The 16,858-nt window shown below is 55.4% G+C and carries 15 protein-coding genes and 1 other RNA gene; 8 read left to right on the top strand and 8 right to left on the bottom strand.

The genetic code is table 11. The features are described from left to right. Window positions 1–22: 22 nt before the first annotated feature. The 7 genes from tdcC to garL form a co-directional block, all read right to left on the bottom strand. Window positions 23–1,354, bottom strand: a complete 1,332-nt coding sequence (tdcC, locus tag ACNQ0T_RS13260; protein WP_022649486.1) for a threonine/serine transporter TdcC — start codon at window positions 1,352–1,354, stop codon at window positions 23–25. A 9-nt stretch (window positions 1,355–1,363) separates the two neighbouring features. Beyond that, the gene (gene tdcB, locus ACNQ0T_RS13255; protein ID WP_023298701.1) at window positions 1,364–2,353 is read right to left on the bottom strand and encodes a bifunctional threonine ammonia-lyase/L-serine ammonia-lyase TdcB; all 990 of its coding nucleotides are present in this window, start codon (window positions 2,351–2,353) and stop codon (window positions 1,364–1,366) included. A 96-nt stretch (window positions 2,354–2,449) separates the two neighbouring features. Beyond that, the gene (gene tdcA / locus ACNQ0T_RS13250; protein WP_023298702.1) at window positions 2,450–3,370 is read right to left on the bottom strand and encodes a transcriptional regulator TdcA; all 921 of its coding nucleotides are present in this window, start codon (window positions 3,368–3,370) and stop codon (window positions 2,450–2,452) included. A gap of 672 nt (window positions 3,371–4,042) precedes the next feature. Then, window positions 4,043–4,419: RNase P RNA component class A (gene rnpB, locus ACNQ0T_RS13245), an RNA gene on the bottom strand. Between the two features lie 32 nt (window positions 4,420–4,451). Further along, on the bottom strand, window positions 4,452–5,597 hold the full coding sequence (gene garK / locus ACNQ0T_RS13240) for a glycerate 2-kinase (protein ID WP_022649489.1): 1,146 nt from the start codon (window positions 5,595–5,597) through the stop codon (window positions 4,452–4,454). A gap of 56 nt (window positions 5,598–5,653) precedes the next feature. After that, a complete protein-coding gene (gene garR, locus ACNQ0T_RS13235; protein WP_022649490.1) occupies window positions 5,654–6,544 on the bottom strand; it encodes a 2-hydroxy-3-oxopropionate reductase in 891 nt (296 codons plus the stop codon). Window positions 6,545–6,565: 21 nt separating this feature from the next. Beyond that, window positions 6,566–7,336 (bottom strand): 2-dehydro-3-deoxyglucarate aldolase, encoded by a 771-nt coding sequence (garL, locus tag ACNQ0T_RS13230; protein WP_003862676.1) that lies wholly within the window; start codon window positions 7,334–7,336, stop codon window positions 6,566–6,568. A 367-nt stretch (window positions 7,337–7,703) separates the two neighbouring features. Between garL and garD the strand changes: the two genes are divergently transcribed. Continuing rightward, on the top strand, window positions 7,704–9,275 hold the full coding sequence (gene garD, locus ACNQ0T_RS13225) for a galactarate dehydratase (RefSeq protein WP_023307046.1): 1,572 nt from the start codon (window positions 7,704–7,706) through the stop codon (window positions 9,273–9,275). A gap of 107 nt (window positions 9,276–9,382) precedes the next feature. Here the strand turns inward: garD and ACNQ0T_RS13220 are convergent, their stop codons facing one another. Next, window positions 9,383–10,186, bottom strand: coding sequence for a DeoR family transcriptional regulator (locus ACNQ0T_RS13220; RefSeq protein WP_015571958.1), 804 nt, complete (start codon window positions 10,184–10,186; stop codon window positions 9,383–9,385). Between the two features lie 239 nt (window positions 10,187–10,425). Here ACNQ0T_RS13220 and kbaZ point away from each other — a divergent pair, with 239 nt between their 5' ends. The 7 genes from kbaZ to ACNQ0T_RS13185 all read left to right on the top strand — a co-directional run bounded on the left by kbaZ (window position 10,426) and on the right by ACNQ0T_RS13185 (window position 16,857). Then, window positions 10,426–11,733 (top strand): tagatose-bisphosphate aldolase subunit KbaZ, encoded by a 1,308-nt coding sequence (gene kbaZ / locus ACNQ0T_RS13215; protein ID WP_032677146.1) that lies wholly within the window; start codon window positions 10,426–10,428, stop codon window positions 11,731–11,733. A gap of 19 nt (window positions 11,734–11,752) precedes the next feature. Beyond that, window positions 11,753–12,226, top strand: a complete 474-nt coding sequence (agaV, locus tag ACNQ0T_RS13210) for a PTS N-acetylgalactosamine transporter subunit IIB (RefSeq protein ID WP_003861728.1) — start codon at window positions 11,753–11,755, stop codon at window positions 12,224–12,226. Window positions 12,227–12,236: 10 nt separating this feature from the next. After that, window positions 12,237–13,016: a PTS N-acetylgalactosamine transporter subunit IIC gene (agaW, locus tag ACNQ0T_RS13205; RefSeq protein ID WP_003861730.1), complete on the top strand. Its 780-nt coding sequence runs from the start codon at window positions 12,237–12,239 to the stop codon at window positions 13,014–13,016. Beyond that, entirely contained in the window at window positions 13,006–13,884 is an 879-nt protein-coding gene (agaE, locus tag ACNQ0T_RS13200; RefSeq protein ID WP_022649494.1) for a PTS N-acetylgalactosamine transporter subunit IID, read from the top strand. Before agaW ends, agaE begins: the two co-directional genes overlap by 11 nt. A 16-nt stretch (window positions 13,885–13,900) precedes the next feature. Further along, window positions 13,901–14,335 (top strand): PTS galactosamine/N-acetylgalactosamine transporter subunit IIA, encoded by a 435-nt coding sequence (gene agaF / locus ACNQ0T_RS13195; RefSeq protein ID WP_022649495.1) that lies wholly within the window; start codon window positions 13,901–13,903, stop codon window positions 14,333–14,335. Continuing rightward, entirely contained in the window at window positions 14,332–15,465 is a 1,134-nt protein-coding gene (nagA, locus tag ACNQ0T_RS13190) for an N-acetylglucosamine-6-phosphate deacetylase (RefSeq protein ID WP_023307049.1), read from the top strand. Before agaF ends, nagA begins: the two co-directional genes overlap by 4 nt. 246 nt (window positions 15,466–15,711) lie before the next feature. Further along, complete coding sequence (locus ACNQ0T_RS13185; RefSeq protein WP_155025091.1) at window positions 15,712–16,857, top strand: SIS domain-containing protein; 1,146 nt, start codon at window positions 15,712–15,714, stop codon at window positions 16,855–16,857. The last annotated feature ends 1 nt before the right edge of the window (window position 16,858 follow it).

The following is a 16,858-nucleotide window of genomic DNA, read 5'->3' as shown; positions in this document are numbered from 1 at the left end:
TCCGCTCTTCCTGAGCTTTGGTTTAAAACAGTTTGTACACGATGTTCAGAATGGTCAGCAGGCCGACCACGGTTACGAAGATGTTCTCGGTCCGGCCTTTGTATTTCGCCAGCGCCGGTGCTTTGCGGATGGCGTACATCGGCAGCAGGCACAGCAGAGAGGCGATAATTGGCGCGCCCATAGCTTCAATAAGGTCAAGAATGTTCGGATTGGCATAGGCCACAATCCAGGTGGAGCCCATGATGAAGACCATGCTGATGGTGTTCAGCTTGCCCACGGAGACGTTCTTCTTGTCGCCCTTGTAGCCGAACTTAACGATCAGGCCGTTCAGCCCCTCCAGCGTGCCCAGGTAGTGACCGAAGAAGGATTTAAAGATAGCGACCAGCGCGATGATGGACGCGCCGTACTCCAGCACCGTGGCGAACGTGGATTTACTGCCTGACATCGACGCAAAGTGGTTCGCCAGGTAAGAGAGCACCGGAATGTTCTGCGCTTTGGCGTCCGCCATGTTCTGCGGAGAGAGCGTAAACAGGCAGCTAAAGGCGAAGAACATCACCACCGCCACCATCAGCAGGCTGGCGCGACCGATGATTTTGGAACATTTCTGCTCGGTGAATTCTTTACCAAACTCCGGCTCGTACTCTTCGCGCTTGGAGACCACAAACGAGGAGACGATAGGCGAGAAGTTGAAGGAGAAGACCATAATGGAAATCCCCAGCCACACCGTGACAAGAATGCCGTCATGACCGGTGAAGGCGATATCGCTAAGGTTAACCTGGTCGATCACCGCTGAGTTCCAGTACGGGATCAGCGAGAGAGAAATCAGCACCAGGCTGGCGATGAACGGGAACACCAGGTAGCTCATCACCTTCACCATCAGGTCTTTACCGAACCAGATCACAAAGGCCATCAGCAGCAGCAGGAACAGCGCTACCACGCCGCGGTTCAGGGCAGGCATCTGGAGCTGGTTTTCCCAGAAGGTCATAAAGGTGTTGGTAATGGTGACGCCGTAAATCCACAGCAGCGGGCAAATAGCAAAGAAGTAGAGGAAGGTGATCACCACCCCGCCGGTCTTACCAAAATGCTCCTCCACCGTTTCGGTGATGTTGCCGGAGACGTTACTGCCGGACAAACACAGACGCGCCAGCGCGCGGTGGCAGTAAAAGGCAATGGGGAACGCCAGAACCAGCATCAGCAGAATAGGGATCAACCCCCCAAAGCCTGCGCGGATGGGGAAGAACAGCACGCCAGCGCCAATGGCGGTACCAAACAGGCCGAGCGTCCAGGTGGTATCCGATTTACGCCAGGAGGACGTTTTTGTCTGGCCAACGATAATGCTTTCTGTGTTGCTCATAGGTCACCTTTATGCGTCAACGAAGCCGGTAATTTGGGAAACACGGGAGAGATCAATATTGCCACCGGAAATAATGCAGACGGTTTTACGGCCCTGAATATAGTGGTCCAGCTTGCCGCTTAATAACGCCGCGCACGCCAGCGCGCCAGCACCTTCCGTAACCACTTTATTTCGCTGAATAAGCGCGATCATGCTGTTGCGAATCTCGTCTTCGCTGACCAGCACAATGTCGTCAACCAGTTCACGAACGATTTCGAAGGTTAAATTACCCGGGCGAGACACGTCGCAGCCGTCCGCTAATGTGCCGGTAATGCGGTGGTTCGTTATTTCACCGGTCTGATACGACGCCGCCATTCCGTGCACGTTTTCAGACTGCACGCCGATAATATTGATAGTTGGGTTGATGGATTTAATTGCTGTCGCAATACCGGCAATTAAACCACCACCGCCGATGGGAACAATCACGTTATCCACGTCGTATAAATCTTCGAGGATTTCCAGGCCGATGGTGCCCTGACCGGCGATCACTTTCGGATCGTCGTAAGGCGGAATAAATATGCGCCCTTCCATCTCGACGATTTCGCTCACTTTGGCGATAGTGTCGTTAAAGTTCTCGCCGTGCAGCACCACTTCGGCGGAGTAGTCGCGCGTGGCGGCCACCTTGGATTTCGGCGCGCCCATAGGCATTACCACTTTGCCGTCGATGCCGAGCATGGCGCAGGAGAGCGACACCCCCTGCGCGTGGTTCCCTGCGGAACAGGCCACCACGCCCTTACGTTTTTCCGCATCGGTCAGCGAGCTTAATTTATTAAACGCCCCACGTATTTTAAACGAACCGGTACGCTGCATATTTTCAAATTTCAGGAATATCTCACCCTTACACCGTTCGCTCAGATAATTTGAACGCGGCATACCGGTTTTATAGATCTTTCCCGCCAGTCTTTTTCTGGCGTCCTGAATATCGTCAATGGTCACCGGGAGATCGTAAGTAATGTGCATAATATCCTCGTTATAATAATTCATTATTTTCAGGCAAAGTCAGGGTATCAGAGCGTTAAAAAGCGTCGCTCCGGGTGTTTTAAATCATCATTATTTCTATCGTCGTTTTTCGATATTCATCGACGAATATTGTTTTGCCAGTTCAACTAATACTGACGCCGATTTTTTAATACTGTAATTTTTTGACCACACGGCGGCATAACGCGCCACGGGTAATGCATCTTCCACCGGCAGGACAATAAACTGGTCCGAGCCGAATGGCGCAATCATGTCACGGGGGATCACCGTCAGGTAATCGGCATTGAGAACAAGGTTATAGATGGTGACGACGGAATCGGTCTGGACGATGTTTTCAATGCTGATGTGGTTATCTTGCAGGGTGGTCAGGAGTTCATTGTAGTAGCCCATATCGGTTTGCGGCATCACCCACTGCTCGTGCGTGAGCGATGCCAGTCTGGTCGGGCCGGTGCACGTTCGTGATTTACTCGCCACCAGCACAAACTCAGATTCAAAGAGTGGCTCAACGTGAAGATCCTGGAGCAACATCCCGTCGCTCAGCGTGCCGATGGCGAAATCCAGCCGGCCATCGCGAATGGCGGGCAGGAATGAAGAGAGCTGCGCTTCATACATTGAGACGCGCGCCTTCGGGAACACTTCCTTGAATTTTTTGATCATCCCGGACAGGAAGGTGAAGCCAATCAGCGACGGATAGCCGAAGGAGACGTCCATGACGGTACTGAAACTGAGGCTGTTGATCTCGCTCACCATGTTTTTCATTTCGCGGGTGATCGACTCAGCGTAGGACAGCAGCACCTGACCGGCGGCAGTGAGTTTTACGCCGGTGTTTTTACGCACCATCACTTCTACCCCAAAGTAAGATTCGATGTCGCTGATGATTTTGCTGACGGCAGGTTGCGTCAGCCCCAGTTGTCTTGCAGCAGAACCTATAGAGCCACTTTTGATGACTTCCTGAAATACCACGAGGTGCTGTGTTTTCGGTAGAATAATAGTATTCATAATATTCTGCGCTTATTTCCCTATGACGCAGCGGATTCTACCCAATATTGTTTCAGGGGGTATGTGCTGTTACTCACAATTTGCCAGGATGCCCTTTTTACAACCACATTTAAAATCGATTTATAATCTTATTATTCAAACAGTTAGACAGCTAAAAATACGCAATTACGCTGATATTGATCAACAAAACCCTCGGTAATAAATTTATTTTATGGCAATAACCAGCATGAATTTTTTTGCCTTAACAATATTAATAGAGACTATCTTTCAGGCAATTAAAGGTTAATAAACCATCATTATTCTTTTAAAACATTTTTGTGGTTTATCAACTTTATCAGGAATATTTTCTCAGCTTCCGGTTAAAGAGTGGGATATATCACACATTCACCAGAAGAATGTTTTTAGATTCAATATTAAATTATCAAATGAATAACATTCAGCATCACTGATTCAACATTCACAACATCTGTTCAACACTAAAATTTTCTATTTTTATAGCGTTAAATTTTGTGATTACGATCATGCGCAGCAGATGAAAGGAACGCATAATCGGTAAAGCAGTGAAATGTGCTTGGCGTCGCAAAATTGAGAATTGATGTCGTTTGGCGTTTCGCTGACCCGGCATGCAACCTTCAGAAAACAAAAACCCCGCCGAAGCGGGGTTTCGTAAGAAGTTGAAGCTGACCGATAAGCCGGGTTCTGTCGTGGACAGTCATTCATCTAGGCCAGCAATCGCTCACTGGCTCAAGCAGCCTACCCGGGTTCAGTACGGGCCGTACCATGTGAACCCCTATTTGGCCTTGCTCCGGGTGGAGTTTACCGTGCCACGGACTGTTACCAGCCGCGCGGTGCGCTCTTACCGCACCCTTTCACCCTTACCTGATCCCGCTTACGCGGGCCATCGGCGGTTTGCTCTCTGTTGCACTGGTCGTGGGTTTCCCCCCCAGGCGTTACCTGGCACCCTGCCCTGTGGAGCCCGGACTTTCCTCCCCTCCGCCCGTCTCCCCCGAAAGGGACGACGACGAAGCGGCGACTGTCTGGTCAGCTTCGGCGCGCAGTATAGAGGGTTTGCGCGCCGCTGTCACCCCTGGCTACGCATGCCTACCTGCAATGTGGCCGCGATATTGCGCGAGGCGCGGTAAATGTTGTCGTACGCTCCCTGGAACGCCTCTTCCAGTGAACCGATGCGGGTCAATACGCTGAACACCGCGTCGATGCCGTACTGATGCACCACACCCACATCCTGCGTCAGACTTCCGGCAATCCCTATCACCGGCTTATGGTATTTTTTGGCGACGCTCGCCACGCCGACGGGCACTTTGCCATTAATGCTCTGGCTGTCGATGCGCCCTTCTCCCGTCAGCACCCACGTGCAGTCGTGAATATGTTCTTCAAGATTGAGCGCCTGAGTGACAATCTCAATGCCGCTTTTCAGCTCAGCGCCCAGGAAGGCCATCAGCGCCGCGCCCATGCCGCCCGCCGCTCCTGCCCCCGGAACCGGGTTGACGTCAATGCGCAGCGATTTTTTGATCACGTTGGCGTAGTGGCTAAGACTGGCGTCGAGTTCGAGGATCATCTCCTCCGTGGCGCCTTTTTGCGGGCCAAAGATACGCGACGCGCCGCTTTCACCGACCAGCGGATTCGTCACGTCACAGGCGACGCGGATTGCGCACCCCTGAAGACGCGGATCAAGATCAGAAATATCAATACGGTTCAGCGCCATCAGGCTGCCGCCGCCGTAGCCGATCTCCGTCCCGTTCGCATCCGTAAACCTTGCGCCCAGCGCCTGCATCATACCCGCGCCCCCATCGTTGGTTGCGCTCCCGCCGATACCGATAATGATGTTGCGCGCGCCTTTATCCAGCGCGCGGAGGATCAGCTCCCCCGTCCCGCGCGACGTCGTGACCAGCGGGTTACGCTGCGCGGGAGGAACAAGTACCAGGCCGCTGGCGGCGGCCATCTCGATAAACGCGGTGGTACCGTCGCCCGAGATCCCCCAGCTGGCCTTCACCTTTTCCCCTAACGGGCCGGTGACGACAGCCTGCTGCCAGGTGCCCTGCGTCGCGGCGATCATCGCTTCAACCGTACCTTCTCCGCCGTCAGCAACGGGAACAGACACGTAATGAGCGTCGGGGAAAATTTCCCGAAATCCTTTTTCTATCGCCTGCGCCACCTCAGTGGCAGACAGGCTTTCTTTATAAGAGTCTGGCGCGATTACGATTTTCATAGTTGTATGCCTGAGCCGTAGGCCCGGTAAGCGTAACGCCACCGGGCGGGACGTCATTAGCGAGCAATTTCAACCTTCGCCAGCTTTTCGTAATAGCACGCTAACGCGCTGTGATCGGCGGTGCCCAGACCGTCCGCACGCAGCGCCTGCATCATCTCCATGACGGCGGCAGTCAGCGGCAACTGCGCGCCCACGCCGTGGGAGGTATCCAGCGCATTCGCCAGATCTTTAATGTGCAGATCGATGCGGAAGCCCGGCTTGAAGTTACGATCCATCACCATCGGTGCCTTGGCATCCAGCACGGTGCTGCCCGCCAGACCACCGCGAATGGCCTGATAGACCAGATCCGGATTAACGCCCGCTTTGGTGGCCAGCGTCAGTGCTTCGGACATGGCCGCGATGTTCAACGCCACAATCACCTGGTTTGCCAGCTTGGTGACGTTGCCTGCGCCAATTTCACCGGTATGCACCACGGAGCCAGCCATGGCTTTCATCAGGTCGTAGTATTTGTCGAACACGGCTTTATCGCCCCCCACCATTACCGACAGAGTACCGTCGATGGCTTTCGGTTCGCCGCCGCTGACCGGCGCATCCAGCATCTCCACGCCTTTCGCTTTCAGCGCCTCACTGATTTCGCGGCTCGCCAGCGGCGCGATAGAACTCATGTCGATCACCACCAGACCCGGCTTCGCGCCGTCGATAATGCCGTTCTCACCCAGCGCCACCTCTTTCACGTGCGGGGAGTTTGGCAGCATGGTGATAATGACATCGCACTGCTCGGCGATCGCTTTTGCAGTTGTCGCCGTTTCTGCGCCAGCCGCAATCACTTCTGCCACCGCGTCTGAATTACGATCTAAAACCACCAGTGAGTAACCTGCTTTGATGAGGTTTTTGCTCATTGGTTTGCCCATGATACCCAGGCCAATAAAACCCACTTTCAGCGTCATAATCTGTTTCCTCAATGATGGTTATTTTTTAAAAGCGTCTGCTAATTTCTGCGTGGCGGCGCGGAATACGCCGAGGTCGCTGCCGACGGCGACAAACGTTGCGCCCCACTCCAGGTAGCGGCGGGCATCAGCTTCCACCGGCGCCAGAATGCCGCACGGTTTACCGTGCGCTTTGGCACGGGCAAAAATGTGCTGGATTGCCCGCTGCACGTCCGGGTGGCTGGCGTTGCCCAGATGACCAAAGGCGGCCGCCAGATCGCTCGGGCCGACGAAAATACCGTCGACACCTTCGGTCGCGGCAATGGCGTCGACGTTATCGACCCCCTGCTGGCTCTCGATCTGAACCAGAATGGTGATGTTCTTGTTGGACTGGGCGAAATAGTCCGGCACGGTGCCAAACATGTTGGCGCGGTGCGAGACAGACACGCCGCGGATCCCTTCCGGCGGATAGCGGGTGGCAGCTACGGCCAGCACCGCTTCTTCTTCCGTTTCAACAAACGGGATCAGGAAGTTGTAGAAGCCGATATCCAGCAGACGCTTGATGATCACCGGCTCGTTGGTAGGTACACGCACCACCGGCGCGCTGTGGCTGCCTTTCAGCGCCATCAGCTGCGGAATAAACGTGTTGATATCGTTTGGCGCATGTTCGCCGTCCAGCACCAGCCAGTCGAATCCGGCCAGGCCCAGCACTTCGGTGCTGATGGGGTTGGCCAGCGCAGACCAGCAGCCAATCTGAATCTGATGCGCCGCAAGGGCCGCTTTAAATTTATTCGGGAAGATGTCGTTACTCATTACGTATACCTTTTTTAATTCCGCAGTTTTAGCCAGTAGCTTTTCTTATTTATTCCGACTCAGCGTCAGCGTTATATTTATTTTCCTGACTGAATTTTGGCTTTATAAAATCGTCATTCAGTATAATCGTCACCACCCGGCAGCACATTGTCTCAATGCTCAATTATCCAACGGGGTTAGCACGCTATTTTGAGCATATGCCCAATGCAGTGGGCGCTGATGCACAGAATCAACGATTAGTGTTTCGGGAGCGATCGCGATCACATTCTCACTTTTCCTCTCCTGACATTCTTTATTTCCTCAATAAGAAACGATTAACCATCTGGCTATATTTAGTATCAGATATTTTGCTGGAGATGAGTGAACAATGGCCGATATTGAAATTCGACAGGCGTCGCCGACGGCGTTCTATATAAAAGTGCACGATACCGATAACGTGGCGATTATTGTCAACGACAATGGCTTAAAAGCGGGTACCCGCTTTCCGGACGGGCTCGAGCTGATTGAGCACATTCCGCAGGGGCATAAAGTCGCACTGGTCGATATCCCGGCGCAGGGCGAAATCGTGCGCTACGGCGAAGTCATCGGCTATGCGGTGCGCGCTATCCCGCAGGGTAGCTGGATTGAGGAGTCGCTGGTTGAGCTGCCCACCGCCCCGCCGCTGGAGACGTTGCCGCTGGCTACCCGCGTCCCTGAGCCGTTACCTCCGCTGGAGGGTTATACCTTCGAAGGTTACCGCAACGCGGATGGCAGCGTGGGAACCAAAAACCTGCTTGGCATCACCACCAGCGTGCATTGCGTGGCGGGTGTCGTGGATTACGTGGTGAAAATTATTGAGCGCGATCTGCTGCCGAAATACCCCAACGTTGACGGCGTGGTGGGTCTTAACCACCTGTACGGCTGCGGCGTGGCGATCAACGCGCCCGCAGCGGTCGTGCCGATCCGCACGATCCACAATATCGCCCTTAACCCAAACTTTGGCGGCGAGGTGATGGTGATTGGCCTCGGCTGTGAAAAATTGCAGCCAGAACGCCTGTTGCAGGGTACTGAGGATGTGAAAGCCATTCCGGTTGACGAGGCCAGTATTGTGCGTCTTCAGGATGAACACCATGTCGGCTTCAGATCGATGGTCGACGACATTTTACAGGTGGCAGAGCGCCATCTGGAGAAGCTGAACAAACGCCAGCGTGAAACCTGCCCGGCCTCTGAACTGGTGGTTGGGACACAGTGTGGCGGCAGCGATGCGTTTTCCGGCGTCACCGCTAACCCGGCGGTAGGTTATGCCTCCGATCTGTTCGTGCGCTGCGGCGCCACGGTGATGTTCTCTGAAGTCACCGAGGTGCGTGATGCTATCCACCTGCTCACGCCGCGCGCCGTTAACGAAGAGGTGGGCAAACGCCTGCTGGAGGAGATGGCCTGGTACGATAACTATCTCGACATGGGCAAAACCGACCGCAGCGCCAACCCGTCTCCGGGTAACAAGAAAGGCGGCCTGGCGAACGTGGTGGAAAAGGCCCTCGGGTCGATTGCCAAATCCGGCCAGAGCGCGATTGTGGAAGTGCTCTCACCTGGCCAGCGACCAACCAAACGCGGTCTGATCTACGCGGCAACGCCTGCCAGTGATTTCGTGTGCGGCACCCAGCAGGTAGCATCCGGCATTACGGTACAGGTCTTTACCACCGGACGCGGCACGCCGTACGGCCTGATGGCGGTACCGGTGATCAAAATGGCGACCCGCACCGAGCTGGCAAACCGCTGGTATGACTTAATGGATATCAACGCGGGCACCATCGCCACCGGGGAAGAGAGTATTGAAGAGGTGGGCTGGAAGCTGTTCCACTTCATTCTGGATGTGGCAAGCGGGCGGAAGAAAACCTTCTCCGATCAATGGGGATTGCATAACTCGCTGGCGGTGTTTAACCCGGCGCCGGTGACGTGATGGCCCCTCATCCTGCCCTCTCCCCACCGGGGAGAGGGTAAAAAAACCGCACCGAGCAGTCCCCTCTCCCCTATGGGGAGAGGGTTAGGGTGAGGGGAAAAGCCTCTTTAGACCAGCACCACATCGATCCCGCTTTTGCGTAACCCTTCCAGGCTTTCCGCCGGAATACCTTCATCAACGATAATCATGTCGATCCGCTGAGTATCAATGATTTTATGCAGGCTTGAACGGTTAAACTTGCTGGAATCAGTGACAACGATAATACGCTCCGCCACCTCGCACATTTTCCGGTTCAGACGGGCTTCATCCTCGTTGTGCGTACTCACCCCCCGATCGAGATCGATGGCATCGACGCCCAGGAACAGCAGGTCAAAATGGTAATTCTGTAAGGACTGCTCCGCCTGGTCACCATAGAAGGACTGCGACTGACGGCGCAAGTGCCCGCCGGTCATCAGCAGCTCTACGCCCTCCGCTTCCAGCAGCGCGTTTGCCACGTTCATCCCGTTGGTCATGGCAATAACATCGGTGTGCTGGCGCAGCATGCGAGCAATTTCAAAGGTCGTGGTGCCGGAGTCCAGAATAATGCGGTGACCCGGCTTCACCAGTTCAGCCGCCGCCTGCGCGATGCTGCGCTTCACAGCCGTATTAAGGGAACTTTTGTCCTCAACGGACGGCTCCACGCCGGGGGCATTGCCTTCGCAAATCAGCGCGCCGCCGTAAGCGCGAACGGCAATCCCCTGCTTTTCCAGAAAGGCCAGATCGTTACGGATCGTCACCGTCGACACGCCGTATAAAAGAGAAAGATCGTTAACCTGCACGCTTCCCTGCGCCCGCAACCGCTGAATGATCTGCTCTCGCCTTTCACTGGTGCCGGTGATGCGCTTCTCTGCGGATGAATCGGTGCTGCTCATACGAGCTCCTTAGTAAATAAACTTTCGTTTCATTTCGTTTTGCTTATTAACGCCTTTCTTTTGAGGGAATGCAAGCCCTGTATGGTGAGCAGACGCAAGCTTAACCGCCGCTGAAACCTTTCATTATGTTTCTTTTGTGAAACAGATCGGAAAACTATTATCTTTCGTTTTATTTTTACCCCACCATAATGCAGTATCAAATGAAACAAAACGAAAGATGAATACCAACACCATCCGAAATGGAGAGGAAAGTGAAACATCTGACAGAAATGGTGGAACAACATAAACGGGGGAATACAAACGGGATTTACGCCGTCTGTTCCGCACATCCATTGGTACTTGAAGCTGCAATTCGTTACGCCCATTCACAACAGACGCCTCTGCTGATTGAAGCCACCTCAAACCAGGTGGATCAGTTTGGCGGCTATACCGGTATGACGCCCGCCGATTTTTATGGGTTTGTCTGCAATCTGGCGGGATCCCTCGGTTTCCCCACCTCACAGCTGATCCTTGGCGGCGATCATTTAGGTCCTAACCGCTGGCAAAACCTGCCAGCTTTGCAGGCGATGGCGAACGCCGACGATCTGATCAGAAGCTACGTGGCGGCCGGATTTAAAAAAATTCACCTCGATTGCAGCATGTCCTGCGAAGACGATCCGGTTCCTTTAACCGATGCAATCGTTGCCGGGCGTGCCGCTCGGCTGGCTAAAATTGCCGAAACCACCTGTCTCGAGCAATTTGGCGTAGCGGATCTGGTCTACGTTATCGGCACGGAAGTTCCGGTTCCCGGTGGGGCACACGAAACGCTGACCGAGCTTGAGGTCACCACACCAGAGGCGGCACGTGCCACGCTTGAGGCACACCGCCACGCATTCGAGAAGGAAGGGTTAAGCGACATCTGGCCGCGCATTATTGGCCTGGTGGTTCAGCCTGGCGTTGAGTTCGACCATGCGCACGTTTGTGACTATCAACCGCATAAAGCCGTCGCACTGAGCAAGATGGTTGAAGCCTACGACACGCTCGTATTTGAGGCACACTCTACCGATTACCAGACGCCGCAGGCGCTGCGCCAGTTGGTGAAAGATCACTTCGCCATTCTGAAAGTCGGCCCTGCGCTAACCTTCGCGCTGCGCGAAGCGCTGTTCTCCCTGGCTGCAATTGAAGAAGAGCTTTTGCCGGCAAAAGCCTGCTCAGGACTGCGTCACGTCCTGGAAAACGTGATGCTCGATCGCCCGGAATACTGGCAAAGCCACTATCACGGCGACGGCAATGCCCGTCGCCTGGCCCGCGGTTACAGCTATTCCGACCGCGTGCGCTATTACTGGCCAGACAGCCAGATTGACGAGGCTTTTGAGCGACTGGTACGCAACCTGGCGGATGAACCGATCCCGCTGCCGCTGATCAGCCAGTATCTGCCGTTGCAGTACAGCAAAGTTCGCGAGGGTGCTCTCAGGTCCACACCACGGGAGCTCATTCTCGACCACATTCAGGACATACTCCAGCAGTACCATGCCGCCTGCGAAGGCGTAACGACTCAACACGCATAATTAAAAAGAGGAAAACGCTATGCCAAACATTGTCTTATGCCGCATTGATGAACGCCTGATCCACGGTCAGGTGGGCGTACAGTGGGTGGGGTTTGCGGGGGCGAACCTGGTGCTGGTGGCAAATGACGAGGTTGCAGACGATCCGGTTCAGCAAAACCTGATGGAGATGGTGCTTGCGGAAGGCATCGCCGTGCGTTTCTGGTCCCTGCAAAAAGTGATCGACAACATTCATCGCGCCGCCGATCGGCAGAAAATTCTGCTGGTCTGTAAAACACCGGCTGATTTTTTAACGCTGGTCGAGGGCGGCGTGCCCATCACCCGTATCAACGTCGGAAATATGCATTACGCCAGTGGCAAACAGCAAATTGCCAAAACGGTATCTGTAGACGCGAACGATATCGCCGCGTTTAACGGCCTGAAGGCGGCCGGAGTGGAATGCTTCGTTCAGGGCGTTCCAACAGAGACTGCTTTGGATCTCTTTAAACTGCTCTGAGGGATTCACAATGGAAATCAGTCTGTTGCAGGCTTTCGCGCTGGGGCTTCTCGCCTTTATCGCGGGCCTGGATATGTTTAACGGCTTAACACACATGCACCGTCCGGTGGTGCTCGGGCCACTGGTTGGCCTGATTCTGGGCGATCTGCACACCGGAATTCTGACCGGCGGTACGTTAGAACTGGTCTGGATGGGTCTCGCGCCGCTGGCGGGCGCGCAGCCGCCAAACGTGATTATCGGCACCATCGTTGGCACCACATTTGCCATTACCACAGGCGTGAAACCGGATGTCGCGGTTGGAGTCGCCGTGCCGTTTGCCGTGGCGGTTCAGATGGGGATCACTTTCCTCTTCTCGGTGATGTCCGGCGTGATGTCCCGCTGCGATCGCATGGCGGCTAACGCAGACACCCGTGGTATTGAACGGGTCAACTATCTGGCACTGCTGGCGCTCGGCGTCTTCTACTTCCTGTGTGCGTTTCTGCCCATCTACTTCGGGGCTGAACACGCGAAAACCGCCATTGATGTCCTGCCGGAACGTCTGATCGACGGTCTGGGCGTCGCGGGCGGCATCATGCCAGCGATCGGCTTCGCCGTGCTGCTGAAGATCATGATGAAAAACGTCTACATCCCTTACTTCATTATCGGCTTTGTCGCCGCGGCCTGGCTGAAACTGCCGGTGCTGGCGATTGCCGCGGCTGCGCTGGCGATGGCGCTGATCGACCTGCTGCGCAAATCGCCTGAACCGACGGCGCCTGCGGCCCAGAAAGAGGAATTTGAAGATGGCATCTAATCCAACCACCCTGCCGGGCGTGTCTGAAAGTGAAGAGACGCTGCTGACCGGCGTGAATGAAAACGTCTACGAAGACCAGAGTATTGGCGCTGAGCTAACGAAAAAGGATATTAACCGTGTCGCCTGGCGTTCCATGCTGCTACAGGCCTCGTTCAACTACGAGCGAATGCAGGCCTCCGGCTGGCTGTATGGGCTACTGCCCGCGCTGAAAAAGATCCACACCAATAAGCGGGACCTGGCGCGCGCCATGAAAGGCCATATGGGCTTCTTTAACACCCACCCGTTCCTGGTGACCTTCGTCATCGGCATTATTCTGGCAATGGAGCGTTCCAAGCAGGATGTGAACAGCATCCAGAGCACTAAAATTGCCGTCGGTGCACCGCTCGGTGGCATTGGTGACGCCATGTTCTGGCTAACCCTGCTGCCTATTTGTGGGGGGATTGGCGCCAGCCTGGCGCTACAGGGATCCATTCTTGGCGCCGTGGTCTTTATCGTGCTGTTTAACGTGGTGCATCTCGGCCTGCGTTTTGGTCTGGCGCACTATGCCTACCGGATGGGTGTCGCCGCGATCCCGCTGATCAAGGCCAACACCAAAAAGGTTGGTCATGCTGCGTCCATTGTCGGGATGACGGTGATTGGTGCACTGGTGGCAACCTATGTGCGCCTGAATACCACACTCGAGATTAAAGCCGGGGATGCGGTCGTCAAACTGCAAACCGACGTGATCGACAAACTGATGCCCGCCTTTCTGCCGCTGGTCTACACCCTGACCATGTTCTGGCTGGTACGCCGTGGCTGGAGCCCGCTGCGCCTGATTGGTATCACCGTGGTGCTGGGCGTTGTCGGTAAATTCTGTCACTTCCTGTAAAAGCAAAGAGGTTGCGATGTTAGGCATTATTTTGACGGGTCATGGCGGTTTTGCCAGCGGGCTGGAACAGGCGATGAAGCAAATCCTCGGCGAACAGCCGCAGTTTATAGCCATCGATTTTCCGGAAAGCTCCACCACTGCGCAGCTGACCGCGCAGCTTGAGAAGGCAGTGAATGATTTGGATGCAGAGCACGATATCGTGTTTCTCACCGATCTTCTCGGCGGTACGCCGTTTCGTGTGGCCTCTACCCTCGCGATGCAACACCCCGGCAGCGAAGTGATCACCGGCACCAATCTCCAGCTTTTGCTGGAGATGGTTCTGGAGCGCGAAGGGTTAAGCAGTGAAGCATTTCGTTTGCAGGCGCTGGAGTGCGGCCATCGCGGCCTGACCAGCCTGGTGGATGAGCTTGCACGCTGTCGCGAGGAAGCGCCCGCCGAGGAAGGGATATGAGCCAGCTGCTGCGCGCGCGTCGTCTGCTTACCGGGCAGGGCTGGCTGGATGACCATCAGTTGCGCATGGATAGAGGCGTCATCACCGCCATCGAGCCGATTCCGGCAGGGGTTAACACCCGCGAGGCAGACCTGCTTTGCCCGGCATACATTGATATCCACGTCCACGGCGGCGCGGGTGTGGATGTGATGGATGATGCCCCCGACGTGCTGGACCGGTTAGCCATGCATAAAGCGCGTGAAGGCGTGGGGGCGTTTCTGCCTACCACCGTCACCGCTCCGCTGGAGGCGATCCATAGCGCGTTACGGCGCATTGCCCGACGCTGTCATGTCGGTGGCCCCGGTGCGCAGGTCCTGGGCAGCTATCTGGAAGGCCCGTACTTTACGCCGCAGAACAAAGGGGCACATCCGCAAGAACTGTTTCGCGAACTGGATCTCGCGGAACTTGATGATCTGATTGCGGTTTCGCAGAACACGCTGCGGGTAGTGGCGCTTGCTCCGGAAAAAGCGGAAGCCCTGAAGGCGATCCATCACCTCAAGCAAAAAGGGATACGCGTCATGCTGGGTCACAGCGCCGCTACATACGCGCAAACCCTGGCCGCATTTGATGCAGGCGCAGCCGGGCTGGTGCACTGCTACAACGGCATGACGGGGTTACACCACCGGGAGCCCGGCATGGTTGGCGCTGGCCTTACGGACCCACGCGCGTGGCTGGAGCTTATTGCCGACGGGCATCACGTTCATCCTGGAGCCATGCGGCTGTGTTGTTGCTGCGCGAAGGATCGTACGGTGCTGATTACCGATGCCATGCAGGCGGCGGGTATGCCTGATGGACGCTATACGTTGTGTGGTGGAAATGTCGAGATGCAGGGCGGCGTTGTCCGCACGGCCTCAGGCGGGCTGGCGGGCAGCACGCTCGCGCTGGATGCCGCCGTGCGAAATATGGTGGAGCATACGGGGGTCGCCCCAGAGCAAGCTATCCATATGGCTTCACTGCATCCCGCCCGTCTGCTCGGTATGGATCACCTGCTGGGATCGTTAGCGCCTGGCAAACGCGCCAATATTATTGCGCTGGATGCGGGTTTACACCTCCGGCAGATTTGGATCCAGGGTCAGGCTCTTTCCCTGTAGCCCTTTCACAGTGTGCCCTGTTGGCCTTACGGAAGACGATCGTAAGGCCTTTCTTTTCCTTTCCTTGAATTTCTCCTTTCCTTTCGGGATCACACTTTTCGTTTTATTTCTTTTACGCCATTGAACTTTCGATTTCTTTTCTATAGATTTTATTTAACTGCTAAAGTGAACAAGTGAAACGAAACGAAAGATAGCGACACGTTTGCCAGCGTCTGATGTGGAATTCACACGACTAAGGACTGAGTTATGCCACAAACCACTACCGCCACCACCGGCACCTGGACCGAAAAAGAGATCCGCCAGCAGCCAGCCAGCTGGCTTCGCTCGCTCAACAATATTGATAATCTGCGCGCGTCGATCGACAGTTTTCTGACACCACTGTTGCGCAAGCCCGATCTGCGGATCGTTCTGACCGGCGCGGGTACGTCCGCTTTTATCGGCGACATCATTGCGCCATGGCTTGCCAGCCACACGGGGAAAAACATCGTCGCGATACCTACGACCGATCTGGTCACCAACCCGATGGATTATTTCAGCCCTGCGCACCCGCTGCTTCTGGTCTCTTTCGCCCGTTCTGGCAATAGCCCGGAGAGCGTCGCCGCCGTTGAGCTGGCGAATCAGTTCGTACCGGAGTGCTACCACCTGTCGATCACCTGTAATGAAGCGGGCAGCCTGTACCAGAATGCCGTCGACAGCGATAACGCCTGCGCTCTGCTCATGCCAGCCGAAACGCACGATCGCGGGTTCGCGATGACAAGCAGCATCACCACCATGATGGCGAGCTGCCTGGCGGTATTCGCACCGGAAACGATCAACAGCAAAACGTTCCGGAACGTGTCCGATCGCTGTCAGGCGATCCTCACTTCGCTTGGCGATTTCAGCCCCGGCGTCTTTGGTCACGAACCGTGGAAACGCATTGTTTATCTGGGCAGCGGTGGATTACAGGGCGCCGCACGGGAGTCTGCGCTGAAAGTGCTGGAGCTGACCGCCGGTAAGCTGGCGGCATTCTACGATTCGCCAACGGGTTTCCGTCACGGGCCTAAGTCACTGGTGGACAACGAAACGCTGGTCGTCGTGTTTGTCTCCAGCCATCCGTACACGCGTCAGTACGATCTGGATCTGCTCGCCGAGCTACGTCGCGATCGTCAGGCTATGCGGGTAGTAGCCATTGCAGCCGAAACGGATCCGGTCATTGAAGCTGGCCCGCATATCCTGCTGCCGCCTTCTCGTTCATTTAACGATATGGAGCAGGCGTTCTGCTTCCTGATGTACGCCCAGGTCTTCGCACTGACCCAGTCTCTGCACGTTGGCAATACGCCAGATACGCCATCCGCCAGCGGTACGGTTAACCGTGTGGTCCAGGGCGTCGTTATTCATCCGTGGCAGGCTTAAG

The organism is Enterobacter cloacae complex sp.6700776 (assembly GCF_048284255.1).
Lineage (GTDB): Bacteria > Pseudomonadota > Gammaproteobacteria > Enterobacterales > Enterobacteriaceae > Enterobacter > Enterobacter intestinihominis.
The sequence above is the reverse complement of the archived record's forward strand: the minus strand, read 5'-3'. Positions and strand labels throughout refer to the sequence as shown.

Excerpts from the sequence above, each read along its gene's own strand:
- tdcC (WP_022649486.1), bottom strand. The coding sequence starts at position 1,354 with ATGAGCAACACAGAAAGCATTATCGTTGGCCAGACAAAAACGTCCTCC.
- tdcB (WP_023298701.1), bottom strand. The coding sequence starts at position 2,353 with ATGCACATTACTTACGATCTCCCGGTGACCATTGACGATATTCAGGAC.
- tdcA (WP_023298702.1), bottom strand. The coding sequence starts at position 3,370 with ATGAATACTATTATTCTACCGAAAACACAGCACCTCGTGGTATTTCAG.
- garK (WP_022649489.1), bottom strand. The coding sequence starts at position 5,597 with ATGAAAATCGTAATCGCGCCAGACTCTTATAAAGAAAGCCTGTCTGCC.
- garR (WP_022649490.1), bottom strand. The coding sequence starts at position 6,544 with ATGACGCTGAAAGTGGGTTTTATTGGCCTGGGTATCATGGGCAAACCA.
- garL (WP_003862676.1), bottom strand. The coding sequence starts at position 7,336 with ATGAGTAACGACATCTTCCCGAATAAATTTAAAGCGGCCCTTGCGGCG.
- garD (WP_023307046.1), top strand. The coding sequence starts at position 7,704 with ATGGCCGATATTGAAATTCGACAGGCGTCGCCGACGGCGTTCTATATA.
- ACNQ0T_RS13220 (WP_015571958.1), bottom strand. The coding sequence starts at position 10,186 with ATGAGCAGCACCGATTCATCCGCAGAGAAGCGCATCACCGGCACCAGT.
- kbaZ (WP_032677146.1), top strand. The coding sequence starts at position 10,426 with ATGGAGAGGAAAGTGAAACATCTGACAGAAATGGTGGAACAACATAAA.
- agaV (WP_003861728.1), top strand. The coding sequence starts at position 11,753 with ATGCCAAACATTGTCTTATGCCGCATTGATGAACGCCTGATCCACGGT.
- agaW (WP_003861730.1), top strand. The coding sequence starts at position 12,237 with ATGGAAATCAGTCTGTTGCAGGCTTTCGCGCTGGGGCTTCTCGCCTTT.
- agaE (WP_022649494.1), top strand. The coding sequence starts at position 13,006 with ATGGCATCTAATCCAACCACCCTGCCGGGCGTGTCTGAAAGTGAAGAG.
- agaF (WP_022649495.1), top strand. The coding sequence starts at position 13,901 with ATGTTAGGCATTATTTTGACGGGTCATGGCGGTTTTGCCAGCGGGCTG.
- nagA (WP_023307049.1), top strand. The coding sequence starts at position 14,332 with ATGAGCCAGCTGCTGCGCGCGCGTCGTCTGCTTACCGGGCAGGGCTGG.
- ACNQ0T_RS13185 (WP_155025091.1), top strand. The coding sequence starts at position 15,712 with ATGCCACAAACCACTACCGCCACCACCGGCACCTGGACCGAAAAAGAG.